Raw genomic sequence first — 23,864 nt, forward strand, 5'->3', positions numbered from 1 at the left:
GACCCATTATTGGCAACAATTGGTATTACACCGCCTGCGCAGTGAGTTGCTTGAGCAGCCTATCCATCGCTCGATAGCCTAATGCCTCAGCCAAATGTTGGCGGTGAATAGCTTCTGAATTATCCAAATCGGCAATAGTTCGCGCCACCTTAATGATGCGATGATAAGCACGAATCGATAACCCTAAACGATGCAGAGCGTTTTCTAAAAACTCTGCATCCACCTTTTCAAGTGGGCAGTGTTGTTCTATCTCTCGGCTCGTTAGCAGAGCATTGGATTTGCCTCCTCGTTGAACCATTTTCTCTTTTGCCACAGCCACTCGCTGCTTAACGACTGATGTTGCTTCGCCTCGCTCTCCACCTTCTGTCAGCATTCCCTTAGGCAATAAAGGGATCTCGAGTGACATATCAAAGCGATCGAGTAAAGGTCCCGATAAGCGGCTAAGGTAGCGTAGGATAAGTTGCGGATTAGTTCGTGACTGCTCGCCTTCATAATACCCCGTAGGGCTCGGATTTAATGCGCCAACTAACTGAAAGCGAGCCGGAAAGCGCGTTTTACCTTGTGCGCGTGAAATAATGATCTCACCAGATTCTAGCGGCTCTCTAAGTGAATCAAGTACTTTTCGCTCAAATTCCGGCATCTCATCTAGGAACAGTAAGCCGTTGTGTGCTAAGGATATTTCACCAGGGCGAGGAATAGACCCACCACCAACTAAGGCCGCCATCGAGCTAGAGTGATGCGGAGAACGAAAGGGACGCAGCTTCCAGTTATGTTGATTAATATCTTGTTGAGTTAATGACGTCACCGCTGCGGTTTCCATTGCCTCATCAATACTCATCTCAGGCAATAAGTCGCACAATCGTGATGCGAGCATGGTTTTTCCTGTCCCAGGCGGACCGAGAAACAGCAAATTATGTCCACCAGCGGCGGCAATTTCTAACGCCCGTTTGCCCTGCTGCTGACCAATAATATCTTGTAAATCACGCTCTATTGCTTTCACCTCACCACAAGAAGGGGATTGGGTCAGATTCAATTTTTTTTGCCCTGCAATGGACTGACAAACATCAATGAGGCTATGGGCGGATTTGTGTTGCTTGGCATCCACTAACGCCGCTTGATCACCATTACTGTCAGGTACAATCAAACAGCGCCGTGCTCGAGTCGCAGCCAGCGCGGCAGGTAATACACCTTTGACCGATCGTAATTCTCCCGATAAAGCAAGCTCACCAATAAATTCACACTGGGCTAATGGCTCTAAAGCGATTTGATCAGAAGCGGCTAAAATTCCTAAGGCGATAGGGAGATCAAACCGCCCACCTTCCTTAGGCAAATCGGCAGGCGCTAAGTTGACAGTAATACGCTTTGATGGAAACTCATACTCTGAATTGATAATCGCACTGCGCACACGATCTCGCGATTCTTTGACGGTTGTTTCTGGTAAACCGACCAAGACAAACCCTGGCATTCCATTGCTGATATGGACTTCCACAGTAACTTTTGGCGCTTCAACACCAACACTTGCTCGGCTATGAATAATTGCTAATGCCATACGTTTGAACCCTTATTTTCATCCCTAAAACGACCTATTTTCGTGAGTATTTAGTAAACAATTAAATTACACACTTGTTATATAGCGCAGTTATATGTACCAAAAAGATGAAAAAAGAATGAGGTTTTGCTTGTCAGGTAACAGTTTTGTATGATAACACTAGAGATATAAACATTTCGGTTCAAATAGTACGCTAGCATAAATAGAGAACGATGATATTTAACACTCGCTTCAACACACTAATTATCCTGATTCTGGTGGTCATTCAAAAGACCGCACGGGGGCGAGTAAGCGGAAGATAAGCGAAAAGAATACATAAACCCCCGCGCTGAAAAGTTCGGGGGTTTTTTATAGCTGATTTTTTAGTACAACAGAATTGGAAGTGTTTGTAAGACAGGTCATGCAATAGGAAATTAGGGAGCACAAGATGTGCAGTCAAACTAGGGGTTATCCCCCATTAACGGGTCGCAAGGGAGCGTTACGATGAAAGGTGCAGAGTTAGTCGTATCCGCATTAAAGCAGCAAGGTATTGAAACTATTTTTGGTTACCCTGGTGGAGCCATCATGCCTATCTACGATGCTTTATATGATGGTGGTGTAGAGCACATTCTATGCCGACATGAACAAGGGGCAGCAATGGCTGCGATCGGAATGGCACGTGCCACGCAAGATGTTGCCGTGTGCATAGCAACGTCTGGTCCTGGCGCAACTAACCTAGTGACAGGCCTTGCCGATGCCTTCCTCGATTCAGTACCACTGGTCGCGATTACCGGCCAAGTTGCCAGTACGCACATTGGTACCGATGCATTCCAAGAAATGGATGTTATCGGCATGTCGCTGTCATGTACTAAACACAGCTACCTAGTTACCGATATTGCCGACTTAGCCCCAACACTTGCTGAAGCGTTTGAAGTAGCAAAAACTGGGCGCCCAGGACCTGTTATTGTTGATATCGCGAAAGACGTTCAATTGGCAGAAGCGCCGGTTACATCGCTACCAGAATTTACCCCACCTAGCACTCCCGCAGTGAGTGAGTCACTCATCGAGCAAGCGCAGCAATTACTCTCTGCAAGTCACCGACCTGTTCTTTATGTGGGTGGTGGAGTACAAATTGGTCATGCAACGGAATCCGTTCGCGAGTTTTTACACGCCAATCCAATGCCATCGGTTAGCACCTTAAAAGGATTAGGCAGTGTTGAGCGTCATGACCCACACTACCTAGGTATGCTGGGCATGCACGGCACCAAGGCAGCCAACTTAGTCGTACAAGAATCCGATCTATTAATTGTTGTCGGTGCGCGCTTTGATGATCGCGTAACAGGAAAGCTTGATACCTTTGCGCCTCATGCAAAAGTTATCCATATCGACATTGATGCGGCAGAGCTTAGCAAGTTACGCACCGCGAATGTGCCACTATGTGGTGAAATCCGTGACATCCTTCCACAACTGAAATTAACACAAGATATTACGCCTTGGGCACACCATAGCGAAAGCCTTCGTTCGGGCTTCAAATGGCGCTATGACCACCCAGGTGAATTGATCTTTGCTCCACTATTGCTCAAACAACTCTCTGAAATGATGCCGGATAACTCCATCGTTTCGACAGACGTTGGTCAGCATCAAATGTGGGCAGCGCAACATATCCAACCTCGTCAGCCACAAAACTTCATCACTTCAGCGGGTCTTGGCACCATGGGCTTTGGCCTTCCAGCGGCGATGGGCGCTGCGGTTGCTCGCCCAGATGATCAATCGATTCTGATCTCAGGTGATGGCTCTTTCATGATGAATGTTCAAGAGCTTGGCACAATCAAACGTCGCCAGATCCCCGTGAAAATGGTGCTACTCAATAACCACCGTCTAGGCATGGTACGTCAATGGCAGTCACTGTTTTTTGATGGTCGCCATAGTGAGACAATTCTTGATGATAACCCTGACTTTATCATGCTGGCAAAAGCCTTTGATATACCAGGAAAAACCATCACTAAGAAAGAAGAAGTAGAGCCAGCACTAAAAGAGATGTTAGCCAGCAAAACCGCTTATCTTTTACACGTGTTGATCGATGAAGAAGAAAACGTATGGCCACTGGTTCCACCAGGCGCGTCAAACAGTGACATGTTGGAGAATACCTAATGAAACGATACTTCCTTGATATCAAAGCTGATGATAAGCCCGTGCTATTAGAGCGCGTTCTACGAGTTATTCGCCATCGTGGTTTTATCGTCAAACAAGTGGCTGGAACACAAAACCATGCCAGCAAAATTGCCAGCGTCGAGATCATTGTAGACAGTGACCGACCTATTTCATTTTTAGTCAATCAAATTGAAAAATTATGGGACGTTCAGACCGTGGACGTTCACGAAATCAGTCAAGATGAATTGCCAAACAATAACTTACAACAACAAAAGATTAGTGCATAAGGATATACAGACATGACAACAAAAACAGCAGACTACATTTGGTTTAACGGTGAGATGGTTCCTTGGGCTGAAGCGAATGTTCACGTCCTAACTCACGCGATGCACTACGGCACTTCGGTCTTTGAAGGCGTACGCTGCTACAACACACCAAATGGTCCGATTATTTTCCGTCATGAAGAGCACGCTAAGCGCCTGAAGAATTCGGCGAAAATTTACCGCTTCCCGATTCCATACACGGAAGAAGAAATCATGGAAGCAACTCGTGAAACAGTACGTCAAAACAAACTTGAGTCTGCTTATATTCGTCCACTTGGCTTTGTGGGTAACGTAGGTTTAGGGGTTTGCCCACCAGAAGATACGGTGATGGAGACGATCATTGCTGCATTCCCATGGGGCTCTTACTTAGGTGAAGAAGCCCTAGAGCAAGGCGTTGATGCCATGATTTCAAGCTGGAATCGCGCAGCGCCAAATACCATTCCAACCGCTGCTAAAGCTGGTGGTAACTACCTATCCTCTCTATTAGTTGGTGGTGAAGCTCGCCGTAATGGTTACGATGAAGGTATTGCACTTAGTGTTGATGGTTACCTATCTGAAGGTGCAGGTGAAAACATCTTTGTGGTGCGTGACGGCATTCTATTTACACCACCAGCAACCAGCGCAATTTTACCGGGTATCACTCGCGACACGATCATGGTTCTCGCTAAAGAGCTTGGTTATGAAGTACGTGAAGAAAACATTGCCCGTGAAGCGCTTTATCTTGCTGATGAAGTATTCATGACAGGTACTGCAGCGGAAATTGTTCCAGTACGCACTGTCGATAAAATTGAAGTGGGTGAAGGTAAACGTGGTCCTATCACTAAAAAGGTTCAAGCAGCCTACTTCGGTCTATTTAACGGCACAACGGAAGATAAATGGGGTTGGTTAGATTACGTATACCCTGAAACAGCACCGACGGCTAAGTAACCAATAAGGAAGTTTAACATGTCAAATAAATACCCATACCGCAGTGCGACCACCACCCATGGTCGTAACATGGCAGGTGCGCGTGCTCTATGGCGTGCGACAGGCGTAAAGGAAGACGATTTTGGTAAGCCGATTATTGCCGTCGTAAACTCATTTACTCAGTTTGTTCCAGGTCACGTACACCTTAAAGACATGGGTCAATTGGTTGCTGGTGAGATTGAAAAAGCCGGCGGGATCGCGAAAGAATTTAATACTATCGCTGTCGATGATGGTATCGCAATGGGTCACGGTGGCATGCTGTACTCACTGCCTTCTCGTGAATTAATTGCGGACTCTGTGGAATACATGGTCAACGCTCACTGTGCTGATGCCATGGTATGTATATCTAACTGTGACAAGATTACCCCAGGGATGATGATGGCGGCGATGCGTCTTAATATCCCCGTAATTTTCGTTTCAGGCGGACCAATGGAAGCGGGTAAAACTAAGCTTTCTGATCAAATTATTAAGTTAGATCTGGTCGATGCCATGGTACAAGGCGCTGATCCAACCATTAGTGATGCGCAAAGTGAACAAGTTGAACGCTCTGCCTGCCCAACATGTGGTTCGTGCTCTGGTATGTTTACTGCTAACTCGATGAACTGTTTAACAGAAGCGCTGGGGTTATCTCAACCAGGTAACGGCTCAATGCTGGCAACTCATGCCGATCGTGAACAGCTATTTATCAATGCCGGTAAGCGTATTGTTGAACTCACCAAGCGTTACTACGAGCAAGGTGATGATACTGCTCTACCACGCAACATTGCTGATCGCCCTGCGTTTGAAAATGCCATGGCGCTCGATATTGCTATGGGCGGTTCAAGTAACACCGTACTGCACTTACTTGCCTCTGCTCAAGAAGGTGAGATTGATTTTGACATGTCGGATATCGATGAAATGTCACGCCGAGTACCGCATCTCTGCAAAGTGGCTCCTTCAACGGCGAAATACCACATGGAAGATGTCCACCGTGCGGGTGGCGTAATGGCGATCTTAGGTGAGCTTGATCGTGCAGGCTTACTGAACAATCAAACGCGCACTGTGCTGGGTTTAAGCATGCAAGAGCAACTGGCTCAATACGACATTATGCAAACCGAAGACGAAGATGTCCTCACCTTCTTCCGCGCAGGTCCTGCTGGTATTCGTACCACTAAAGCTTTCTCGCAAGATTGCCGCTGGGATCGTCTTGATGATGATCGTAAAGACGGCTGTATTCGCACCAAAGAAAATGCCTTTAGCCAAGAAGGTGGACTGGCGGTTCTATCCGGTAACATTGCCGTTGATGGTTGTATCGTAAAAACGGCAGGTGTCGATGAAGATAACCTAACTTTCCAAGGACCTGCGATTGTCTTTGAAAGCCAAGATAGCGCTGTTGATGGCATTTTAGGTGGCAAGGTGAAAGCGGGCGAAGTCGTGGTTATTCGTTACGAAGGACCAAAAGGTGGACCTGGCATGCAAGAGATGCTTTACCCAACGACTTACCTTAAATCTATGGGGCTTGGCAAAGCCTGTGCCTTGCTAACCGATGGTCGTTTCTCTGGTGGTACATCAGGGCTATCGATTGGTCACGTCTCTCCTGAGGCAGCCAGCGGTGGTTTAATTGGATTAGTTAAAACTGGCGATATTATTACCATTGATATTCCTAACCGTTCAATTCAATTGGATGTGGCTGACGATGAATTAGCAGCACGTCAAACAGAGCAAGATAGCATTGGCTGGAAACCTGTTGGTCGTCAACGTGAAGTTTCTTGGGCACTAAAAGCGTATGCAAGTATGGCGACCAGTGCTGATAAAGGCGCTGTGCGTGACAAATCCAAGCTAGAAGGTTAAGCCCATGAGTGATGAACATAGTCCATCGTCAAACGCTAGCCAACCGACAGGATCTGACTATCTACGCCAGATCTTACGTGCGCCTGTGTATGACGTCGCAATGGTTACCCCTTTGCAGTCGATGCCAAGGCTATCAGCACGTATTAATAATGCCGTACAGCTAAAGCGAGAAGACCGCCAGCCGGTTCACTCGTTTAAGTTACGTGGCGCTTATAATATGGTTTCTAGCCTTTCCAATGAGCAAAAAGAAGCCGGCGTTATTGCGGCTTCTGCGGGTAACCACGCGCAAGGAATGGCACTGTCAGGCACTAAGCTAGGCATTGAAACAACCATCGTTATGCCAAAAACAACGCCTGATATCAAAGTCGAAGCGGTGCGTGGGTTTGGTGGCAAAGTGGTATTGCATGGTAATAACTTTGATGAAGCAAAAGCGGAAGCTGAGCGCCTAGCCGATTTGCATGGCTACACCTTTGTACCGCCCTTTGATCACCCATTAGTTATTGCCGGTCAAGGCACTATCGGTATGGAGATGCTGCAGCAAAATGGTCATCTCGATTATATCTTTGTTCCTGTTGGCGGCGGTGGTTTAGCCGCTGGTGTGGCTGTGTTAATTAAACAGCTAATGCCTGAAATCCAAGTGATTGCGGTTGAGCCTGAAGACTCTGCCTGCCTAAAAGCGGCATTGGATGCAGGCGAGCCAGTTGCCCTAGATCAGGTCAGCATGTTTGCCGATGGCGTAGCCGTTAAGCGCATTGGTGAAGAGACTTTCCGGGTTTGTCAGCAATACATTGATGGTCACGTTACGGTTTCAAGTGATGAGATTTGTGCAGCCGTTAAAGATATTTTTGAAGACACACGTGCAATTGCCGAACCTTCTGGCGCATTAGCACTGGCTGGCTTGAAGAAATTCGCAGAGCAAAAGCAGTTAACAGGAATGCAATTAGGCACGGTGTTATCTGGTGCCAATACCAACTTCCACGGCTTACGTTATGTCTCAGAGCGTTGTGAACTAGGTGAAAAACGCGAAGGTTTATTAGCGGTGACTATCCCTGAGCGTCAAGGGGCTTTCTTTGAGTTCTGCAACATCATTGGCGGTCGTGCGGTCACTGAGTTTAACTATCGCTACAATGATGACAGCCTAGCGAATATCTTTGTTGGTGTACGCATAAACGGTGGTCAAGACGAGCTGAATAATATCATTGCCGACCTGCGTGAAGCTGGCTATCCAGTGGAAGATTTGTCTGATGATGAGATGGCGAAGCTGCACGTTCGCTATATGATTGGTGGCAAGCCATTCAAACCACTAAAAGAGCGCCTATACAGCTTTGAGTTCCCTGAATACCCAGGGGCGCTATTGACGTTTTTAAGCACACTCACCAACTGGAACATCAGTCTATTTAACTATAGAAACCATGGTGCAGATTACGGTCGAGTACTGTGTGGTTTTGAAGTTGAAGAGCAAGACCTTGCTAACTTCTCTGCGCATCTACGCCAGCTAGGTTATCAATGCAAAGATGAAACCGATAACCCTGCTTATCGTTTCTTTTTATCTTAGATACCGCTCAGTTAACATAGAAACACTCTAGAGCATTAAGTTCACGACTTAATGCTCTTTTTTTATCCCCTGCCTATTGACTGCCTAACCAATCGCTATGCAGCTGATCACTATCGCCCAAGTAATTGATCATCCACTCTATCAGCTTATGATCCTCATCTTTACGCCACACCAAACAGCAATAACTTAATGGCTTTTCATCGATAAGATCTCTTTCCACCAGCAAGTTTTGATCAATCAATGACTGTGCCATATGGCGAGGAACATAACCCACACCAACACCATTTTTAAGGCAAGTAATCGCGCTGTGCCAATTGGGTAATAACAAACGTCGCTGCTGTGAGTAGTGACCAGAATGGCGCTTAGGCAGTACATTCGATGTATCATCCAAGCAGATGGCAGGAAACTGACTGACAAACGCCTCGCTAAGGTGAGATTCTTGGCTACATGGGTGATCGGGAGCCATGACAAATGCCCAATCCAAACGCCCCATTTCTTTCATTTCAAAATCGCCACCGACAGGAACAGCCGTCGTCGCGCCAATAACAATATCAGCCCGCCCTTGAGCGATCGCTTCCCATGATCCATTAAAAACTTCCATGTTGATCTGCAGTTCAGCAAATTCAAACGTTTGATAGAAGTCTTCAATTAAAGGCTTCAGTTTCTCCAACTTGACTACATTATCCAGCGTGATTTTTAAGGTTTTCCCCCAGCCTTGTGCGGCTCGTCGAGTTTGCGCTTTCACCTCTTCCATCTGGCGGAGTAAGGATCGCGCTTCAGCAATAAACAACTCACCCGCAGGCGTTAACTCCACCTTACGTGGTAGACGATGAAACAGCACCACATCCAAATCTTGCTCAACTTGGCGCACACCATAGCTAATTGCTGAAGGAACTTTATGCAGCTCTTCCGCCGCCGCAGTAAAACTACCAAGGCGTGCCACGGTATCGAGCATCTCTAAACTACTTTTCGAGAACATAAGCCTTCAAATTTTTTGATTGATAACCACTAATTATAACGTTTTATTTCTACTGATAAGGAAAATAGAATGTGAGCATTGATAAATCAAGGTTAGCAGCGCAATACCTTGTGTAAATAACCAACAAAATTTTTGAATGGATAGCGTATGAATATCTCCAAATTACAACTTTTTTACCTGTCAGCTCTATCGATGCTTGGCTTTATTGCAACCGATATGTATCTACCTGCCTTTAAAAGCATGGAGATTGACTTTGCAACGGGTCCTGAGCAGATCGCATTATCACTGACGGTATTTTTAGCTGGGATGGCAATGGGTCAACTGCTATGGGGACTGGCTTCTGATAAGTTTGGTCATCGCAATACATTAGCTGTTGGGCTGGTCATTTTTACCCTAGCTTCTTTCGGTTTAGCCTTTAGCCAAGAAGTATGGCAACTCCTCACTCTGCGCTTCATTCAAGCGATTGGTGTGTGTGCGCCTGCTGTTATCTGGCAAGCTATGGTTATCAAACGCTATCCACAACAAGCCAGCCAACAAATTTTCGCCACCATTATGCCGCTGGTGGCACTCTCTCCTGCCTTAGCGCCGCAATTGGGCGTTCTACTGGCTGATAACTTCGGCTGGCACAGCATTTTCATCGCACTCACTGTCATTGGTCTGCTACTCATTGCCAGCACATTAGGACAACCAAAAGAAGTTGTCACTCCGCAAGAAAGCTCCATCAAAAGTGATATTAAGTCATTACTTAGCTCTAAAATCTATGTGGGTAATGTGATGATGTTCGCGATGGCTTCCGCGGCTTTCTTTGCTTACCTAACTGGCATGCCAGAAATTATGGCTCAACTCGGTTACGACGCAAAAGATATTGGTATGAGCTTTATACCGCAAACTATCGCCTTTATGGTGGGTGGTTATGCTGGTAAAAAAGGCGTGCAAAAATATGGTGATAGCAAAGTATTACACCAGATCGTGATTCTATTTAGTGTCGCTTCAGTATTAATCTTTATTGCTTCACAAATGGCGATAACCTCAATTTGGCCAATCCTAGCGCCATTTTGCTTAATCGCTGTAGCAAACGGGGCTTTATACCCAATCGTTGTAAACCGCGCGTTATCAAGTGCTAAGCAAAGTCCGGCGACCGCTGCTGGTCTGCAAAATAGCTTACAAATTTGCATCAGTGGTATCGCTAGTGCTGTAGTGGCTCTATTTGCTAGCCAAGCACTAGAAGCAACGGGTGTCGCGATCATGTTGAGCTTAGCGGGTCTATGGCTTGGCTATACCTTTGCTAACGATAAGGTGACCTCATCCATTGATACATCTGTCAATGATGAGCAAATTTAAACCCAATCGATAAATACCTCTCAAAATGGGTAATCACTTATTTTGATTAGTATCAGCCAATAAAAAGCCCGATGAATTCGATTTCATCGGGCTTTTTGCTTATTTAGAACCGTCTAGGTAGTGACTAGGCTAGGTATTACCCAGTCTCTCGCCGGTGCTATTTTTTAATCTTTACCGGGCGCTGCCAGTTAGCAATTTTTCGCTCTTTAGCACGGCTAATAACCAGTGCATCTTGCTCAACATTCTTAGTTAATGTTGTGCCTGCGCCAACCGTTACACCATCAGCAATAGTCACAGGGGCAATCAATTGGCTATCAGAGCCAACGAACACATCATTACCAATAATGGTCTTAAACTTATTTGCACCATCGTAGTTACATGTGATGGTACCTGCGCCAATATTGACACGCTGACCAATTTCCGCATCACCTAAATACGTTAAGTGACCCGCTTTAGTACCTTCACCAAGACAAGCATTTTTAACTTCAACAAAGTTGCCAACGTGAGCATCGTTGCGAAGTTCAGCACCTGGACGCAAGCGTGCAAATGGACCCACACTACACTCTTCACCGACCGTTGCACCTTCAATAACACTGTAAGGACGAATAACACTGTTATCATCAATCTCACAATCTTTTAGTACACATCCAGCACCAATCACAACGTTATCACCAATGGTTACATTACCTTCAATGATCACATTCACATCAATTTCAATGTCCATACCGCACTGCAGCGTACCACGTAAATCAAAGCGTGCTGGATCGCGTAGCATAACACCTTGCTCTAATAGACGCTGTGCTTGCATAGATTGGAAAGCGCGCTCTAGACGTGCCAATTGAGCGCGGTCATTCACCCCTTCCACTTCAATTGGGCTTTCAGGGTGCACGGCTTCAACAGCGCGACCTTCGTTATGCGCTGCTGCAATCACGTCAGTTAGGTAATATTCACCTTGAGCATTGTTGTTATTTAAGCTTGATAACCAACGCTTAAGATCACCGCCTGTTGCGACTAAAACACCCGTGTTAACTTCTTGGATTAGCTTTTGCTCTTCCGTCGCATCTTTTTGCTCAACGATAGCAACAACTGGACCGTTTTTACGAATAATACGTCCGTAACCCATAGGGTTATCAAGTCTAACTGTTAATAGCGCAATACCGCCCGTTGGCTGTGCTTCTAATAGGTTTTCTAATGTTTGCTCTGAGATAAGTGGAACATCACCATAAAGAACTAATACTTTTTCATCATCTTCAAAGTGTGCCGATGCCTGATCCACAGCATGCCCTGTACCAAGTTGTTCTGCTTGTAGCGCCCAATTAACTGACTCATTAGCAAGTGTCTGTTTCATTTGATCGCCACCATGGCCGTACACCAAATGGATATTCTGTGCACCAATACTATTACACGTATCAATCACATGTTTAACCATCGACTTACCCGCTAAGGTATGCAGAACTTTAGGCATATTAGAGTACATACGGGTGCCTTTACCCGCGGCAAGGATCACTGCGCTGAATTTCATAGAAAACCTACTGACATTATATAATTAGGGCTACATTCTAACCGCATTTTGGAAGGATGTTAAATTGAGTCACTCTTCAGAAAACAAAAAGGCGACCTAATAGGCCGCCTTTTTCACACGCTTTAATCTACCTAAGCAGATTAACGACGTTTATTTGTTAGCTCAACTACTCGTAACTGAGCCATGGCTTTAGCGAGTTCACTGGCCGCTTGCGCGAAGTCCATATCGCCATGCTGAGTTGAAATATTCTCTTCAGCTTTGCGTTTGGCTTCTTCAGCTTTTGCTGCGTCAATCTCGTCACCACGGATTGCAGTATCAGCCAGTACTGTAGCAGTACCCGGTTGAATCTCTACAATGCCACCAGAAACATAAATGAATTCCTCGTGACCGTGCTGCTTAACAATACGCACCATACCTGGCGTGATAGCGGTCAGCAACGGTGCGTGACCATGGAAAATACCAAGCTCACCATCGCTACCGGTCACCTGAAACGTTTCAACACGGCCAGAGAATAGTTTCTTCTCTGCGCTGACTACGTCTAGGTGAAAGGTTATTGCTGCCATATCGCCTCCTATTTAGCCGTTATAGCTTCTTGGCCTTCTCGATAGCATCTTCGATCGTACCGCAGTACATGAAAGATTGCTCCGGAATGTCATCATACTCACCAGCAAGTAGACCTTTGAAGCCACGTAGAGTCTCTTTAAGAGATACGTAAACACCTGGGTCACCAGTAAATACTTCCGCTACGTGATAAGGCTGAGTTAGGAAACGCTCAATCTTACGCGCACGAGATACAACTTGCTTATCTTCTTCAGATAGCTCGTCCATACCTAGGATAGCGATGATATCTTTTAGCTCTTTATAACGTTGCAGTGTTGTTTGTACACCTTGCGCTACATCGTAGTGCTCTTGACCAACAACTAGAGGATCAAGCATACGAGATGTTGAATCTAGTGGGTCAATCGCAGGGTATAGACCCATAGCTGCGATGTTACGGTTAAGTACAACTGTTGCGTCTAAGTGAGCAAAGGTTGTTGCTGGAGATGGATCCGTTAAGTCATCCGCAGGTACGTATACCGCCTGAACAGAAGTGATAGACCCCTGTTTAGTTGAAGTAATACGTTCCTGAAGTACGCCCATTTCTTCTGCAAGTGTTGGTTGGTAACCTACCGCAGATGGCATACGACCTAGTAGAGCCGATACTTCTGTTCCCGCAAGTGTGTAACGGTAGATGTTATCAATGAACAGTAGAACATCACGGCCTTCATCACGGAAGCGCTCTGCAATTGTTAAACCAGTCAGTGCAACACGTAGACGGTTACCTGGTGGCTCGTTCATTTGACCGTAAACCATCGCTACCTTAGATTTTTCAGGTTCAGCAACGTTTACAACGCCAGCTTCCTGCATCTCATGGTAGAAATCGTTACCTTCACGAGTTCGCTCACCTACACCCGCAAATACGGATAGACCTGAGTGTTTTAATGCGATGTTGTTGATAAGTTCCATCATGTTGACAGTCTTACCTACACCAGCACCACCGAATAGACCGATTTTACCACCCTTAGCGAATGGACAAATCAAGTCAATTACTTTAACACCTGTTTCTAGAAGTGCCGTCTCATTTGACTGCTCTTCATAACTTGGTGCTTCACGGTGAATTGCGTAGTGCTCTTCAGCACCAACATCACCACACTCATCAATCGCATCACCAAGAACATTCATGATACGGCCAAGAGTTTTCACACCCACTGGAACGGTGATTGGAGCGCCAGTATTTTCAACTGTCAAACCACGACGTAAACCATCAGAGCTACCCATTACGATTGCGCGAATAACGCCACCGCCTAATTGCTGCTGAACTTCAAGAACAAGACGTTCTTTCGCTTCAGTAACATTCAGAGCATCGTATACACGAGGTACTTCACCCTGTGGGAACTCTACGTCGACTACCGCACCGATGATCTGTACGATCTTACCTGTAGCCATCGTTAATCCTCTAACTATTTAGTTTTACCTAATGCTTAAACCGCTGCTGCACCTGATACGATTTCAGACAGTTCTTGTGTAATTGCCGTTTGACGGGCTTTGTTATACACGAGCTGTAGATCATCAATCAGTGCATTAGCGTTGTCAGTTGCAGCTTTCATTGCAATCATTCGAGCAGCCATTTCACAGGCTAGGTTCTCGACCACTGCTTGATAAACCTGAGATTCAACAAAGCGAATCAATAAGGCATCTAATAGTGGTTTTGGCTCAGGCTCATAAATGTAATCCCAAGCATGAGTGCGCTGCATCTCTTCGCTATCCGATTTAGGCAAAGGTAGTATTTGATCGATCGTTGGATCTTGAATCATAGTGTTTTCAAATCGATTGAACACTACGTACAGGCGATCTAATTCGCCTTCATCATACTTTGTCAACATCACACCAACAGAACCAATCAGGTCTTCAAGGCTTGGGCTATCGCCAAGACCAGAAACTTGAGCAGCTACTTTTGCGCCAGTGTGACTGAAAAAGGTTGTTGCTTTAGAACCGATAACGGCCAATTCAATTTCAGCACCTTTTTCAGACCAAGACTGCATGTTATTTACGACTTTTTTGAACAAGTTAATGTTCAAGCCGCCACACAATCCACGGTCAGTTGAAACTATGATGTAACCAACACGTTTGGCTTCACGTTCCTCGAGATACGGATGACGATACTCAAGGCTACCGTTTGCCAAATGACCGATCACTTTACGCATTGTTTCAGCATAGGGACGGGAAGCTTCCATCGCATCTTGCGAGCGACGCATTTTTGAAGCTGCTACCATTTCCATTGCTTTCGTGATCTTTTGAGTGCTTTTAACACTCCCGATCTTATTACGAATCTCTTTTGCGCCGGCCATCGTTACTCTCCGTTTAGGTAATTGCCGTTAGAAGGTGACCGTGAGGCCACCCACCAATTAAATTACCAAGTCTGGGTTGCTTTAAAATCGTCAGTTAGCTTTTTAAGCTTCGCTTCGATTTCATCGTTATAAGCACCCGTTTTGTCGATCTCAGAAACAAGATCGGCATATTGACCGCGAGCATACGACAGTAAAGCAGCTTCGAAATCGAGAAGCTTATCAAGCTCCACGTCATCTAAATAGCCACGCTCTACTGCGAAGATAACTAATGCTTGGTCAAATACAGATAATGGAGCGTACTGCTTTTGCTTCATTAGTTCTGTTACTTTTTGACCATGGTCTAGCTGCTTCTTAGTTGCGTCATCAAGATCAGAAGAGAACTGAGCGAAAGCTGCAAGTTCACGGTACTGAGCTAGTGCGGTACGGATACCACCAGATAGCTTCTTGATGATTTTAGTCTGAGCTGAACCACCTACGCGAGATACTGAGATACCTGGATCAACCGCTGGACGTACGCCGGCATTGAACAGTTCAGTTTGTAGGAAGATCTGACCATCGGTAATCGAGATTACGTTAGTCGGTACGAATGCTGATACGTCACCCGCTTGGGTTTCAATGATAGGTAGAGCAGTTAAAGAACCTGTCTTACCTTTCACTTCACCATTTGTGAAATGTTCTACATACGCTTCATTTACACGAGCAGCACGCTCTAGTAGACGAGAGTGAAGGTAGAAAACATCCCCTGGGAATGCTTCACGACCTGGTGGACGTTTAAGTAGTAGTGAAATCTGACGGTAAGCGACCGCTTGCTTAGATAGATCATCATAAACAATCAGTGCATCTTCACCGCGATCACGGAAGTACTCACCCATCGCACAACCTGCGTATGGCGCTAGGTATTGTAGCGCTGCAGATTCAGAAGCTGATGCAACAACAACGATAGTGTTAGCTAGCGCGCCGTGCTCTTCTAATTTGCGTACTACGTTTGCAATTGTTGATGCCTTTTGGCCAATCGCTACGTAGATTGAGAAAATACCAGAATCACGTTGGTTGATGATAGCGTCAATCGCCATCGCCGTTTTACCAATCTGACGGTCACCGATGATAAGTTCACGTTGACCACGACCGATAGGGATCATTGAGTCAACTGACTTATAACCAGTTTGTACTGGTTGATCAACAGATTTACGATCGATTACACCAGGAGCGATAACTTCTACTGGAGAAGTTAGTTTCGCTTCAATTGGACCTTTACCATCAATTGGCTCACCTAGTGTGTTTACAACACGACCAAGCATTTCAGGACCAACTGGTACTTCAAGAATACGACCAGTACCTGTTACTTTCATGCCTTCCTGTAGGTCAGCATATGGTCCCATAACAACCGCACCAACCGAGTCACGCTCAAGGTTAAGTGCTAGTGCATAACGACCATTCGGTAATTCAATCATTTCACCTTGCATCACGTCTGCTAGACCGTTGATGCGAATGATACCGTCGCTTACCGAAACGATAGTACCTTCATTACGAGCTTCACTTACAACGCTGAAAGATTCAATACGTTGCTTGATTAGATCGCTTATTTCCGTGGAATTAAGTTGCATGCTCCAATCCCCATTAAGACTGCAATGCATCGCTCAGGCGGTCAAGACGACCACGTGCTGAGTTATCAATGACTAAGTCTCCGGCTCGAATAATAACTCCACCAAGTAGAGTCTCATCTATACTGCAATTCAGCTGAACTTTACGCTCTAGTCGCTGTTCTAGTTTGCTGCTGATAGCGTCACGTTGTTCTTGAGAAAGCTCAACGGCTGAAGTAACTTCAACATCGATTTTTTTCTCATGCTCTTGTTTAAGAACAATGAACTCGTTAAACACTTCAGGAATCGCTTTTAAGCGACTATTTTGTGCCATTACCTTAATTAGGTTTTGGCCAAACTCATCAAACTGTTCACCACAAATAGTGATAAAGATTTCTGCCATTTTACCTGCAGACGTAGAGCCCATAAGCTCACGAACTTCATCGTTCTTTGCAACTTCAGCGGCAAAGGCAAGCATTTCGACCCATTGGTCTAGCTGCCCTTTTTCCAAAGCAAAGTCAAAGGCTGCTTTAGCATAGGGGCGTGCGATAGTAGTCAAATCAGACATATGCGCCCCCAGACTTAAAGTTTTGCAGTAATGTTGTCAAGAATATCTTTGTGCGCATCTTTATCGATTGAGCGCTCTAGGATTTTCTCGGCACCAGCTACAGCCAGAGTTGCAACTTGTTTACGTAACTCATCACGTAGACGAACGCGTTCTGCTTCAATTTCAGCATCGGCTTTAGCGATGATGCTCTGGCGTACTGCCTGAGCTTCTTCACGAGCTTCTTCTAAAATCGCCGCTTTGCGCTTATTCGCTTCATCGATAAGTTCAGTTGCGTTACGTTTCGCTTCTTTCAATTGGCTAGAAGCGTTGGCTTGTGCTAGATCTAAGTTCTTTTCAGCGCGTTCAGCGGCTGAAAGACCGTCAGCAATTTTCTTCTGACGTTCTTCGATTGCATCCATAATTGGTGGCCATACATATTTCATGCAGAACCAAACAAACATAGAGAATGCAATCGCTTGACCTAGCAGAGTTGCGTTCATATTCACAACAGCTACCCCTCTTTATTCATAAAGAATGTGTCAAATCAGAGCAAATCGAATTTGCTCCGCCCGGTTGATTAACCAGCTAGTTGACCTACAAATGGGTTTGCAAAAGTAAATAGTAGAGCGATTACGATACCGATCATTGGAACCGCATCCAATAGACCAGCGATGATGAACATCTTAACTTGCAGCATAGGAGCCATTTCTGGTTGACGCGCAGCGCCTTCAAGGAATTTACCGCCAAGAATTGCGAAACCGATCGCTGTACCTACCGCACAAAGACCAACAATAATAGCTACAGCAATAGCTGAAAAACTTAGTACAGTTTCCATTTACGTTCTCCGATTAACATTAATAGTTAGAATAAAAGATTAAAAATTTTTAGTGGTCGCTATCTTCATGAGCCATTGATAAGTAAACAATTGTCAACATCATGAAGACGAATGCTTGAATCAAAATAACTAAGATATGGAAAATAGCCCAAGGTAGTGCACCTACCCATTGTAAATACCACGGTAACATTGCAGCGATAAGAATGAATACGACCTCACCCGCAAACATGTTACCAAACAAACGCATCCCTAAAGATAATGGTTTCGCGAGGAGCGAGACGATTTCTATGAGAAGGTTAAATGGAATCATGATTGGATGATTAAATGGATGTAAAGCCAATTCCTTCGTAAAGCCACCTAGACCCTTCACTTTGATGCTGTAGTAGATCATCAGAGCAAACACGCCTAAAGCCATTGACATGGTTATATTCACATCAGCACTTGGAACCACCTTAAGATAAGGGATACCTAGCCAATGCTCAGCTGGATAAGGTAAGAAGTCGATAGGAACTAGATCCATCAAGTTCATTAAGATAATCCAGCAGAATATAGTCAGTGCCAGCGGAGCAACAAGAGGATTGCGTCCATGGAAAGTTTCTTTAACGTTGTCAGCAACGAATTCCACAACCATTTCAACAAAACACTGTAGCTTACCTGGTACACCCGCTGTTGTTTTCTTAGCTACAGAGCGAAAAACCCAAAGGAAAATCACACCAGTAAACACAGAAAAGAACAGACTATCTATATGTACGTTCCAGAAGCTTGCTTCATCAGCGACTAAACCTAACTTGGCTAAAGAGAGGTTTTGTAGGTGATGTTCAATATATCCGGATGCTGTTTGCGCAGCCATAACTCATCCTATTTTCTATTATTAATGAAAAACACTGGTGCAAAGATATTAACTCCAAGAACCAGTAAATAGGCCAGTTTGAGGGGAACAAGTTCCACCTGCATATACATGTAGACAAGAGAAAATAGCAATACCGTGATTAAGATTTTAAGTGCTTCACCTGCATAGAAAGAAGCCGCAACTAACTTCGTTGCTCTTGCTCCACTAAACAGAAAGGCACATACAGAAAAAACTGCATTAGCAATAACAAAAATGCCACCACCAATTAATGCAGCCAAACCCCAATCAGTATTGATGGTAATGCTCAATCCTACTGCCAGAAAAATAACCACGCTAACTTCAATCAATAACAATTGCTTTGCAAGCTCTCGCCCTGGTTTTGCTAACGTAGCTACCATGTATTTATCCTCTATTTCTAAATAGTAATGACTATAACACTCACTATTTTTGTGCACTAAAATGCATAGCGCTAGATGATGGCAAAAGTATACGGCCGAGTTACTTTATTGCAATAAAAACGCAGCATGAAGTTGCATTTTTGTTTGCCCACCGACACTTTTGACCACAATTCATTTGTAATACAATTACTGAATGATCAGTATCTCATTTTAGCTTTCTAATTTAGCGATTAATTGTTCAATTTTGTGATGTGTATCAACACTTATCGTCACTTTTGCCTTTCCATTAACCAAATTTACTATAGAAACTTTCGCATCAAGCACCTTGCTTAACTTATATGACATTTGCTGTACATTTACGTCATGAATGCTTTCGCCACCACAAATGCGTGGTGAAACCCATCTTTTGACCATATTTTCGGTCTGTCTGACCGTTAACTTCTTAGCTACAACCTGCTCAGCAGCCTTCGTTTGCTCATCATTTTTAAGGGCTAGCAGTGCCCGCGCATGACCCATATCTAATTGATGCTCTGCCACTAACGATTTGACGGATTCTTCAAGCTGATTTAAGCGCAATAAATTACTGACTGTAGTGCGAGACTTGCCTATGACTTCAGCAATCTGTTTATGGGTTAACTCAAACTCATCCTGTAGGCGCTCTAAAGCCTGTGACTCCTCAATCACATTCAAGTCTTCACGCTGGATGTTTTCAATCAGTGCCATCGCCATCGCAGCTTTATCTTGGACGTTTTTAACCAAGCAGGTCACTTGAGTTAGACCTGCTTGTTTTGCCGCTCTCCAACGACGCTCACCCGCAATAATTTCATAAACCGCATCACCGATCTGGCGCACCACGATCGGTTGAATAATGCCTTGAGACTGAATCGACGCCGCCAATTCCTCTAGCGCTTCAGGCTCTATTGATTTACGCGGCTGATAAACGCCAGAGCGCAATGAATGGATAGGAAGGTCCATTAGCGTTCCATTGGCAGAGAGAGTTTGGCTTTGTGAAGCAGTTTGTTGTTTCTCACGCGCTAATGAACTTGTGGCAAGTAGCGCGTCTAATCCCTTACCTAAACCACGTTTAGACATGTAATGAAATTCCTTTAATATGTATGAGTTATAGCTGCTCTTCTCGGCGTAGCATTTCACCAGCTAGTGCTAAGTAGGCTTTCGCGCCTGATGAATACTTATCGTAATACATCGCAGGCTTGCCGTGGCTTGGAGCCTCAGCTAAACGAACATTGCGCGGTATAACGGTGCGATACACTTTCTTTCCAAAGTGTTTCTTTAATTGATCGGAGACTTCATTTGAGAGGCGATTTCGAGGGTCGTACATCGTACGCAGCAAACCTTCTATTTTAAGGTCGGCATTGACAACAGCGGCGAGCTTGCTAACGGTATCCATAAGCGCTGTAAGCCCTTCTAAGGCAAAGTACTCACATTGCATAGGAACAAGTACAGAATCAGCAGCAGCCATCGCGTTGATGGTTAAGAGGTTCAATGAAGGGGGGCAATCGATAAAGATGTAATCATAATTATCGCGCGCGGTAGAAAGCGCATTTTTCAGACGAATTTCACGAGCAAAGACTTCCATTAACTTAATCTCAGCAGCCGTCACATCACCATTGGCTGCAATTAAATCATAATGGCCACTGGTATCACGACAAACGACTTGATCAAATGGAACCTCTTCAACTAAAAGATCATAAGCGGAGGCGTTGACTTGGTATTTGTCGACGCCACTCGCCATAGTAGCATTTCCTTGAGGATCAAGATCGACAACTAAAACTTTGCGTTTCGTTGCCGCCATTGATGCCGCTAAATTAATGCATGTGGTGGTTTTACCCACACCACCTTTCTGGTTTGCAATTGCTACTATCTTTCCCACATCCCTGCCTCATAATCATTCCTTACGAGACAAGACTACAAGATGACGCTCCCCTTCTAACTCAGGAACTTGCAAAGATTTGATCTCACTCACAGAACACCAGCTAGGAAGGTGGTCAATTTCGTCTTCTTGCACCTGACCTTTCAGTGCAAAGAACAATCCTGTGTCTTCTTTTGGCAAATGGTGACACCACTCAACCATGTCAGTCATCGAAGCAAAAGCACGGCTTAATACACCATCAAACTTCTCTTCTGGCTGAAATTCTTCAACACGGCTTTGCACTGTCGTCACATTTTCAATCGATAACTCATGCAGCGCTTGTTTAATAAAACGGATGCGCTTACCTAAGCTATCCAGTAAGAAAAACTCACACTCTGGGTTCATGATAGCTAATGGAACACCTGGTAAACCTGGACCAGTACCGACATCAATAAAACGAGTACCACGTAAGTGAGCGCTAACCATTATGCTGTCCATAATGTGCTTAATCAGCATTTCCATAGGATCGCGAACTGACGTTAAGTTGTACGCTTTGTTCCATTTGTTTAGCATTTCAACATAACCGACAAGTTGGTTACGTTGAGTGTCGCTCACCTCTAGCTCGGTTTGAGCGAGAAGTTGATCTAATCGGTTACGTAGTGCGGTCATTATTCTGCTTCCTCGCCTTTCTTAAGAAGACCTTGTTTTTTTAGATATACCAATAAGATAGAAATTGCAGCAGGCGTAATACCTGAAATACGAGACGCAATACCTAGACTTTCTGGTTGCGCTGTCGTCAATTTCAATACCACTTCATTCGATAGGCCTTTAACTTGGCTGTAGTCGAGATCCAGTGGTAACTTGGTATTCTCATGACGAAGTGATTTATCAATTTCATCCTGCTGACGTTGAATATAACCAGCATATTTCACCTGAATCTCAACTTGCTCAGAAGCTTGTTGATCTTCGATCGCAGGAGCAAAGTTCTCTAGTGCCGTAAGCTGCGAGTAAGTCATTTCAGGGCGACGTAGAAGATCTTCACCGCTTGCCTCACGTGACATTGGTGATTTAAGTAATTGATTTAACTTTTCAATATTTTCAGACTTTGGATTCATCCACGTTTCTTTCAAACGCTGACGTTCCTTTTCAATATTTTCCACTTTCTCGTTAAAACGCGTCCAACGAGTATCATCAATTAGGCCCAGTTCACGTGCTTGTTCTGTCAAACGTAAATCGGCATTGTCTTCACGTAGCAATAAGCGATATTCCGCACGTGAAGTAAACATACGGTAAGGTTCTTTTGTGCCCATGGTTGATAGGTCATCAATCAATACGCCCATGTAAGCTTGGTCACGACGAGGGCTCCAACCTTCTTTGCCTTGACTCAATAAACTTGCGTTCATACCTGCCATTAGACCTTGAGCGGCAGCTTCCTCGTAACCCGTTGTTCCGTTAATTTGACCAGCAAAGAACAAACCAGAGATAAATTTGGTTTCGTAGGTCTGTTTTAAATCGCGAGGATCAAAGAAATCGTACTCAATGGCATAACCTGGACGAACAATATGTGCGTCTTCAAATCCCTTCATCGAACGAACGATCTGAACTTGAACATCGAAAGGTAAGCTGGTTGAAATACCATTAGGGTATAACTCGTGCGTTGTTAATCCTTCAGGCTCAATGAAGATTTGATGGCTATTTTTATCAGCAAAGCGCATCACTTTATCTTCAATCGATGGACAGTAACGTGGACCAATACCTTCAATCACACCCGCATACATAGGGCTACGATCAAGGTTAGCTCGGATCACATCATGTGTATTCTCATTGGTATGAGTAATAAAACATGGGATCTGACGAGGCTGCTGGCTGCGGTTGCCCATAAATGAAAATACAGGAGTTGGATTATCACCGTGCTGCACTTCTAATTGAGAGAAATCAACACTACGCGCATCGATACGAGGCGGTGTGCCGGTTTTTAAACGATCAACACGGAAAGGAAGTTCACGTAAACGACGAGCGAGCGAGATCGACGGAGGATCGCCTGCACGGCCACCTGCTGAACTTTCCATACCAATATGGATCTTGCCACCAAGGAAGGTACCAACGGTCAATACCACCGCTGAGGCGTGGAATTTGAGGCCCATTTGGGTCACAACACCGACAACTTGATCCTGTTCAACGATCAGATCATCAACCGATTGTTGAAACAACGTTAGGTTTGGCGTGTTTTCTAAAACATTGCGTACATACGCTTTGTACAATGCTCGGTCAGCTTGTGCACGAGTTGCACGAACGGCTGGACCTTTTGATGCATTCAAAGTTCTAAACTGAATACCTGCATGATCAATAGCTTGAGCCATTAAGCCACCCATAGCATCGACTTCTTTCACTAAGTGACCTTTACCGATACCACCAATGGCTGGGTTGCAAGACATTTGTCCTAGCGTATCGATGTTATGAGTCAAAAGTAGTGTGCGTTGACCTGTACGAGCTGACGCTAGCGCGGCTTCCGTACCTGCGTGGCCACCACCAACAACAATGACGTCAAATTTTTCGTGATAAAGCATGTGCCGACCTCAGGTTAAAAACGATTTAATGGGCAGATAAAAAGGAGCAGTATTCTACCTGTTTTCCTCTACTGAGAGAATCGTTTTTCTATATTTTAAAAATGATCTTCTTTCATTATATATATATAAGATCT

The 23,864-nt window shown here is 44.8% G+C and carries 22 protein-coding genes; 6 read left to right on the top strand and 16 right to left on the bottom strand.

The window, feature by feature from the left end; all coding sequences use genetic code 11:
* Nucleotides 1–25: 25 nt before the first annotated feature.
* On the bottom strand, nt 26–1,549 hold the full coding sequence (locus BCU68_RS04680; protein WP_102563640.1) for a YifB family Mg chelatase-like AAA ATPase: 1,524 nt from the start codon (nt 1,547–1,549) through the stop codon (nt 26–28).
* A 483-nt stretch (nt 1,550–2,032) separates the two neighbouring features.
* Here BCU68_RS04680 and ilvG point away from each other — a divergent pair, with 483 nt between their 5' ends.
* The 5 genes from ilvG to ilvA are packed head-to-tail and all read left to right on the top strand — an operon-like array spanning nt 2,033 to nt 8,353.
* Nucleotides 2,033–3,679 carry an acetolactate synthase 2 catalytic subunit gene (gene ilvG, locus BCU68_RS04685; protein ID WP_102563641.1) on the top strand — a complete coding sequence of 549 codons (1,647 nt, stop codon included), beginning with the start codon at nt 2,033–2,035 and terminating at the stop codon, nt 3,677–3,679.
* Complete coding sequence (ilvM, locus tag BCU68_RS04690; protein WP_102563642.1) at nt 3,679–3,966, top strand: acetolactate synthase 2 small subunit; 288 nt, start codon at nt 3,679–3,681, stop codon at nt 3,964–3,966. Before ilvG ends, ilvM begins: the two co-directional genes overlap by 1 nt.
* Before the next feature lie 12 nt (nt 3,967–3,978).
* Entirely contained in the window at nt 3,979–4,929 is a 951-nt protein-coding gene (locus BCU68_RS04695) for a branched-chain amino acid transaminase (RefSeq protein ID WP_102563643.1), read from the top strand.
* 18 nt (nt 4,930–4,947) lie between these two features.
* On the top strand, nt 4,948–6,798 hold the full coding sequence (ilvD, locus tag BCU68_RS04700) for a dihydroxy-acid dehydratase (RefSeq protein ID WP_102563644.1): 1,851 nt from the start codon (nt 4,948–4,950) through the stop codon (nt 6,796–6,798).
* 4 nt (nt 6,799–6,802) lie between these two features.
* Nucleotides 6,803–8,353, top strand: a complete 1,551-nt coding sequence (gene ilvA / locus BCU68_RS04705; protein ID WP_102563645.1) for a threonine ammonia-lyase, biosynthetic — start codon at nt 6,803–6,805, stop codon at nt 8,351–8,353.
* Between the two features lie 73 nt (nt 8,354–8,426).
* Here the strand turns inward: ilvA and punR are convergent, their stop codons facing one another.
* A complete protein-coding gene (punR, locus tag BCU68_RS04710) occupies nt 8,427–9,332 on the bottom strand; it encodes a DNA-binding transcriptional activator PunR (protein ID WP_102563646.1) in 906 nt (301 codons plus the stop codon).
* A gap of 147 nt (nt 9,333–9,479) precedes the next feature.
* On the opposite strand from punR, the gene punC reads away from it, so the two are divergent.
* A complete protein-coding gene (punC, locus tag BCU68_RS04715) occupies nt 9,480–10,673 on the top strand; it encodes a purine nucleoside transporter PunC (RefSeq protein WP_102563647.1) in 1,194 nt (397 codons plus the stop codon).
* A gap of 157 nt (nt 10,674–10,830) precedes the next feature.
* Here punC and glmU read toward each other — a convergent pair whose 3' ends face one another.
* The 14 genes from glmU to mnmG all read right to left on the bottom strand — a co-directional run bounded on the left by glmU (nt 10,831) and on the right by mnmG (nt 23,730).
* Entirely contained in the window at nt 10,831–12,195 is a 1,365-nt protein-coding gene (glmU, locus tag BCU68_RS04720) for a bifunctional UDP-N-acetylglucosamine diphosphorylase/glucosamine-1-phosphate N-acetyltransferase GlmU (RefSeq protein WP_102563648.1), read from the bottom strand.
* A 140-nt stretch (nt 12,196–12,335) separates the two neighbouring features.
* Nucleotides 12,336–12,758, bottom strand: a complete 423-nt coding sequence (locus BCU68_RS04725; RefSeq protein WP_102563649.1) for a F0F1 ATP synthase subunit epsilon — start codon at nt 12,756–12,758, stop codon at nt 12,336–12,338.
* Nucleotides 12,759–12,777: 19 nt separating this feature from the next.
* Entirely contained in the window at nt 12,778–14,181 is a 1,404-nt protein-coding gene (gene atpD, locus BCU68_RS04730) for a F0F1 ATP synthase subunit beta (RefSeq protein ID WP_102563650.1), read from the bottom strand.
* 35 nt (nt 14,182–14,216) lie between these two features.
* Nucleotides 14,217–15,083 carry a F0F1 ATP synthase subunit gamma gene (atpG, locus tag BCU68_RS04735; protein WP_102563651.1) on the bottom strand — a complete coding sequence of 289 codons (867 nt, stop codon included), beginning with the start codon at nt 15,081–15,083 and terminating at the stop codon, nt 14,217–14,219.
* Nucleotides 15,084–15,145: 62 nt separating this feature from the next.
* A complete protein-coding gene (atpA, locus tag BCU68_RS04740; RefSeq protein ID WP_102563652.1) occupies nt 15,146–16,687 on the bottom strand; it encodes a F0F1 ATP synthase subunit alpha in 1,542 nt (513 codons plus the stop codon).
* Nucleotides 16,688–16,700: 13 nt separating this feature from the next.
* Complete coding sequence (gene atpH / locus BCU68_RS04745) at nt 16,701–17,231, bottom strand: F0F1 ATP synthase subunit delta (RefSeq protein WP_102563653.1); 531 nt, start codon at nt 17,229–17,231, stop codon at nt 16,701–16,703.
* A 14-nt stretch (nt 17,232–17,245) separates the two neighbouring features.
* A complete protein-coding gene (gene atpF / locus BCU68_RS04750; protein ID WP_102563654.1) occupies nt 17,246–17,716 on the bottom strand; it encodes a F0F1 ATP synthase subunit B in 471 nt (156 codons plus the stop codon).
* 71 nt (nt 17,717–17,787) lie between these two features.
* Entirely contained in the window at nt 17,788–18,045 is a 258-nt protein-coding gene (gene atpE / locus BCU68_RS04755; protein WP_004411110.1) for a F0F1 ATP synthase subunit C, read from the bottom strand.
* A 49-nt stretch (nt 18,046–18,094) separates the two neighbouring features.
* On the bottom strand, nt 18,095–18,895 hold the full coding sequence (atpB, locus tag BCU68_RS04760) for a F0F1 ATP synthase subunit A (protein WP_102563655.1): 801 nt from the start codon (nt 18,893–18,895) through the stop codon (nt 18,095–18,097).
* 8 nt (nt 18,896–18,903) lie between these two features.
* On the bottom strand, nt 18,904–19,293 hold the full coding sequence (locus BCU68_RS04765) for a F0F1 ATP synthase subunit I (RefSeq protein WP_102563656.1): 390 nt from the start codon (nt 19,291–19,293) through the stop codon (nt 18,904–18,906).
* A 210-nt stretch (nt 19,294–19,503) separates the two neighbouring features.
* Entirely contained in the window at nt 19,504–20,385 is an 882-nt protein-coding gene (locus BCU68_RS04770) for a ParB/RepB/Spo0J family partition protein (RefSeq protein WP_102563657.1), read from the bottom strand.
* A gap of 28 nt (nt 20,386–20,413) precedes the next feature.
* Nucleotides 20,414–21,184 carry a ParA family protein gene (locus tag BCU68_RS04775; RefSeq protein WP_102563658.1) on the bottom strand — a complete coding sequence of 257 codons (771 nt, stop codon included), beginning with the start codon at nt 21,182–21,184 and terminating at the stop codon, nt 20,414–20,416.
* Between the two features lie 15 nt (nt 21,185–21,199).
* Entirely contained in the window at nt 21,200–21,832 is a 633-nt protein-coding gene (rsmG, locus tag BCU68_RS04780; RefSeq protein WP_102563659.1) for a 16S rRNA (guanine(527)-N(7))-methyltransferase RsmG, read from the bottom strand.
* Nucleotides 21,832–23,730, bottom strand: coding sequence for a tRNA uridine-5-carboxymethylaminomethyl(34) synthesis enzyme MnmG (gene mnmG, locus BCU68_RS04785; RefSeq protein ID WP_102563660.1), 1,899 nt, complete (start codon nt 23,728–23,730; stop codon nt 21,832–21,834). Before mnmG ends, rsmG begins: the two co-directional genes overlap by 1 nt.
* Between the last annotated feature and the right edge of the window lie 134 nt (nt 23,731–23,864).

The sequence above is a fragment of the Vibrio sp. 10N.286.49.B3 genome, from assembly GCF_002873395.1.
Classification (GTDB): domain Bacteria; phylum Pseudomonadota; class Gammaproteobacteria; order Enterobacterales; family Vibrionaceae; genus Vibrio.

What these genes read in the sequence shown, in the direction of transcription:
- BCU68_RS04680 (WP_102563640.1), bottom strand. Translation starts at nt 1,549, where the DNA reads ATGGCATTAGCAATTATTCATAGCCGAGCAAGTGTTGGTGTTGAAGCG.
- ilvG (WP_102563641.1), top strand. Translation starts at nt 2,033, where the DNA reads ATGAAAGGTGCAGAGTTAGTCGTATCCGCATTAAAGCAGCAAGGTATT.
- ilvM (WP_102563642.1), top strand. Translation starts at nt 3,679, where the DNA reads ATGAAACGATACTTCCTTGATATCAAAGCTGATGATAAGCCCGTGCTA.
- BCU68_RS04695 (WP_102563643.1), top strand. Translation starts at nt 3,979, where the DNA reads ATGACAACAAAAACAGCAGACTACATTTGGTTTAACGGTGAGATGGTT.
- ilvD (WP_102563644.1), top strand. Translation starts at nt 4,948, where the DNA reads ATGTCAAATAAATACCCATACCGCAGTGCGACCACCACCCATGGTCGT.
- ilvA (WP_102563645.1), top strand. Translation starts at nt 6,803, where the DNA reads ATGAGTGATGAACATAGTCCATCGTCAAACGCTAGCCAACCGACAGGA.
- punR (WP_102563646.1), bottom strand. Translation starts at nt 9,332, where the DNA reads ATGTTCTCGAAAAGTAGTTTAGAGATGCTCGATACCGTGGCACGCCTT.
- punC (WP_102563647.1), top strand. Translation starts at nt 9,480, where the DNA reads ATGAATATCTCCAAATTACAACTTTTTTACCTGTCAGCTCTATCGATG.
- glmU (WP_102563648.1), bottom strand. Translation starts at nt 12,195, where the DNA reads ATGAAATTCAGCGCAGTGATCCTTGCCGCGGGTAAAGGCACCCGTATG.
- BCU68_RS04725 (WP_102563649.1), bottom strand. Translation starts at nt 12,758, where the DNA reads ATGGCAGCAATAACCTTTCACCTAGACGTAGTCAGCGCAGAGAAGAAA.
- atpD (WP_102563650.1), bottom strand. Translation starts at nt 14,181, where the DNA reads ATGGCTACAGGTAAGATCGTACAGATCATCGGTGCGGTAGTCGACGTA.
- atpG (WP_102563651.1), bottom strand. Translation starts at nt 15,083, where the DNA reads ATGGCCGGCGCAAAAGAGATTCGTAATAAGATCGGGAGTGTTAAAAGC.
- atpA (WP_102563652.1), bottom strand. Translation starts at nt 16,687, where the DNA reads ATGCAACTTAATTCCACGGAAATAAGCGATCTAATCAAGCAACGTATT.
- atpH (WP_102563653.1), bottom strand. Translation starts at nt 17,231, where the DNA reads ATGTCTGATTTGACTACTATCGCACGCCCCTATGCTAAAGCAGCCTTT.
- atpE (WP_004411110.1), bottom strand. Translation starts at nt 18,045, where the DNA reads ATGGAAACTGTACTAAGTTTTTCAGCTATTGCTGTAGCTATTATTGTT.
- atpB (WP_102563655.1), bottom strand. Translation starts at nt 18,895, where the DNA reads ATGGCTGCGCAAACAGCATCCGGATATATTGAACATCACCTACAAAAC.
- BCU68_RS04765 (WP_102563656.1), bottom strand. Translation starts at nt 19,293, where the DNA reads ATGGTAGCTACGTTAGCAAAACCAGGGCGAGAGCTTGCAAAGCAATTG.
- BCU68_RS04770 (WP_102563657.1), bottom strand. Translation starts at nt 20,385, where the DNA reads ATGTCTAAACGTGGTTTAGGTAAGGGATTAGACGCGCTACTTGCCACA.
- rsmG (WP_102563659.1), bottom strand. Translation starts at nt 21,832, where the DNA reads ATGACCGCACTACGTAACCGATTAGATCAACTTCTCGCTCAAACCGAG.
- mnmG (WP_102563660.1), bottom strand. Translation starts at nt 23,730, where the DNA reads ATGCTTTATCACGAAAAATTTGACGTCATTGTTGTTGGTGGTGGCCAC.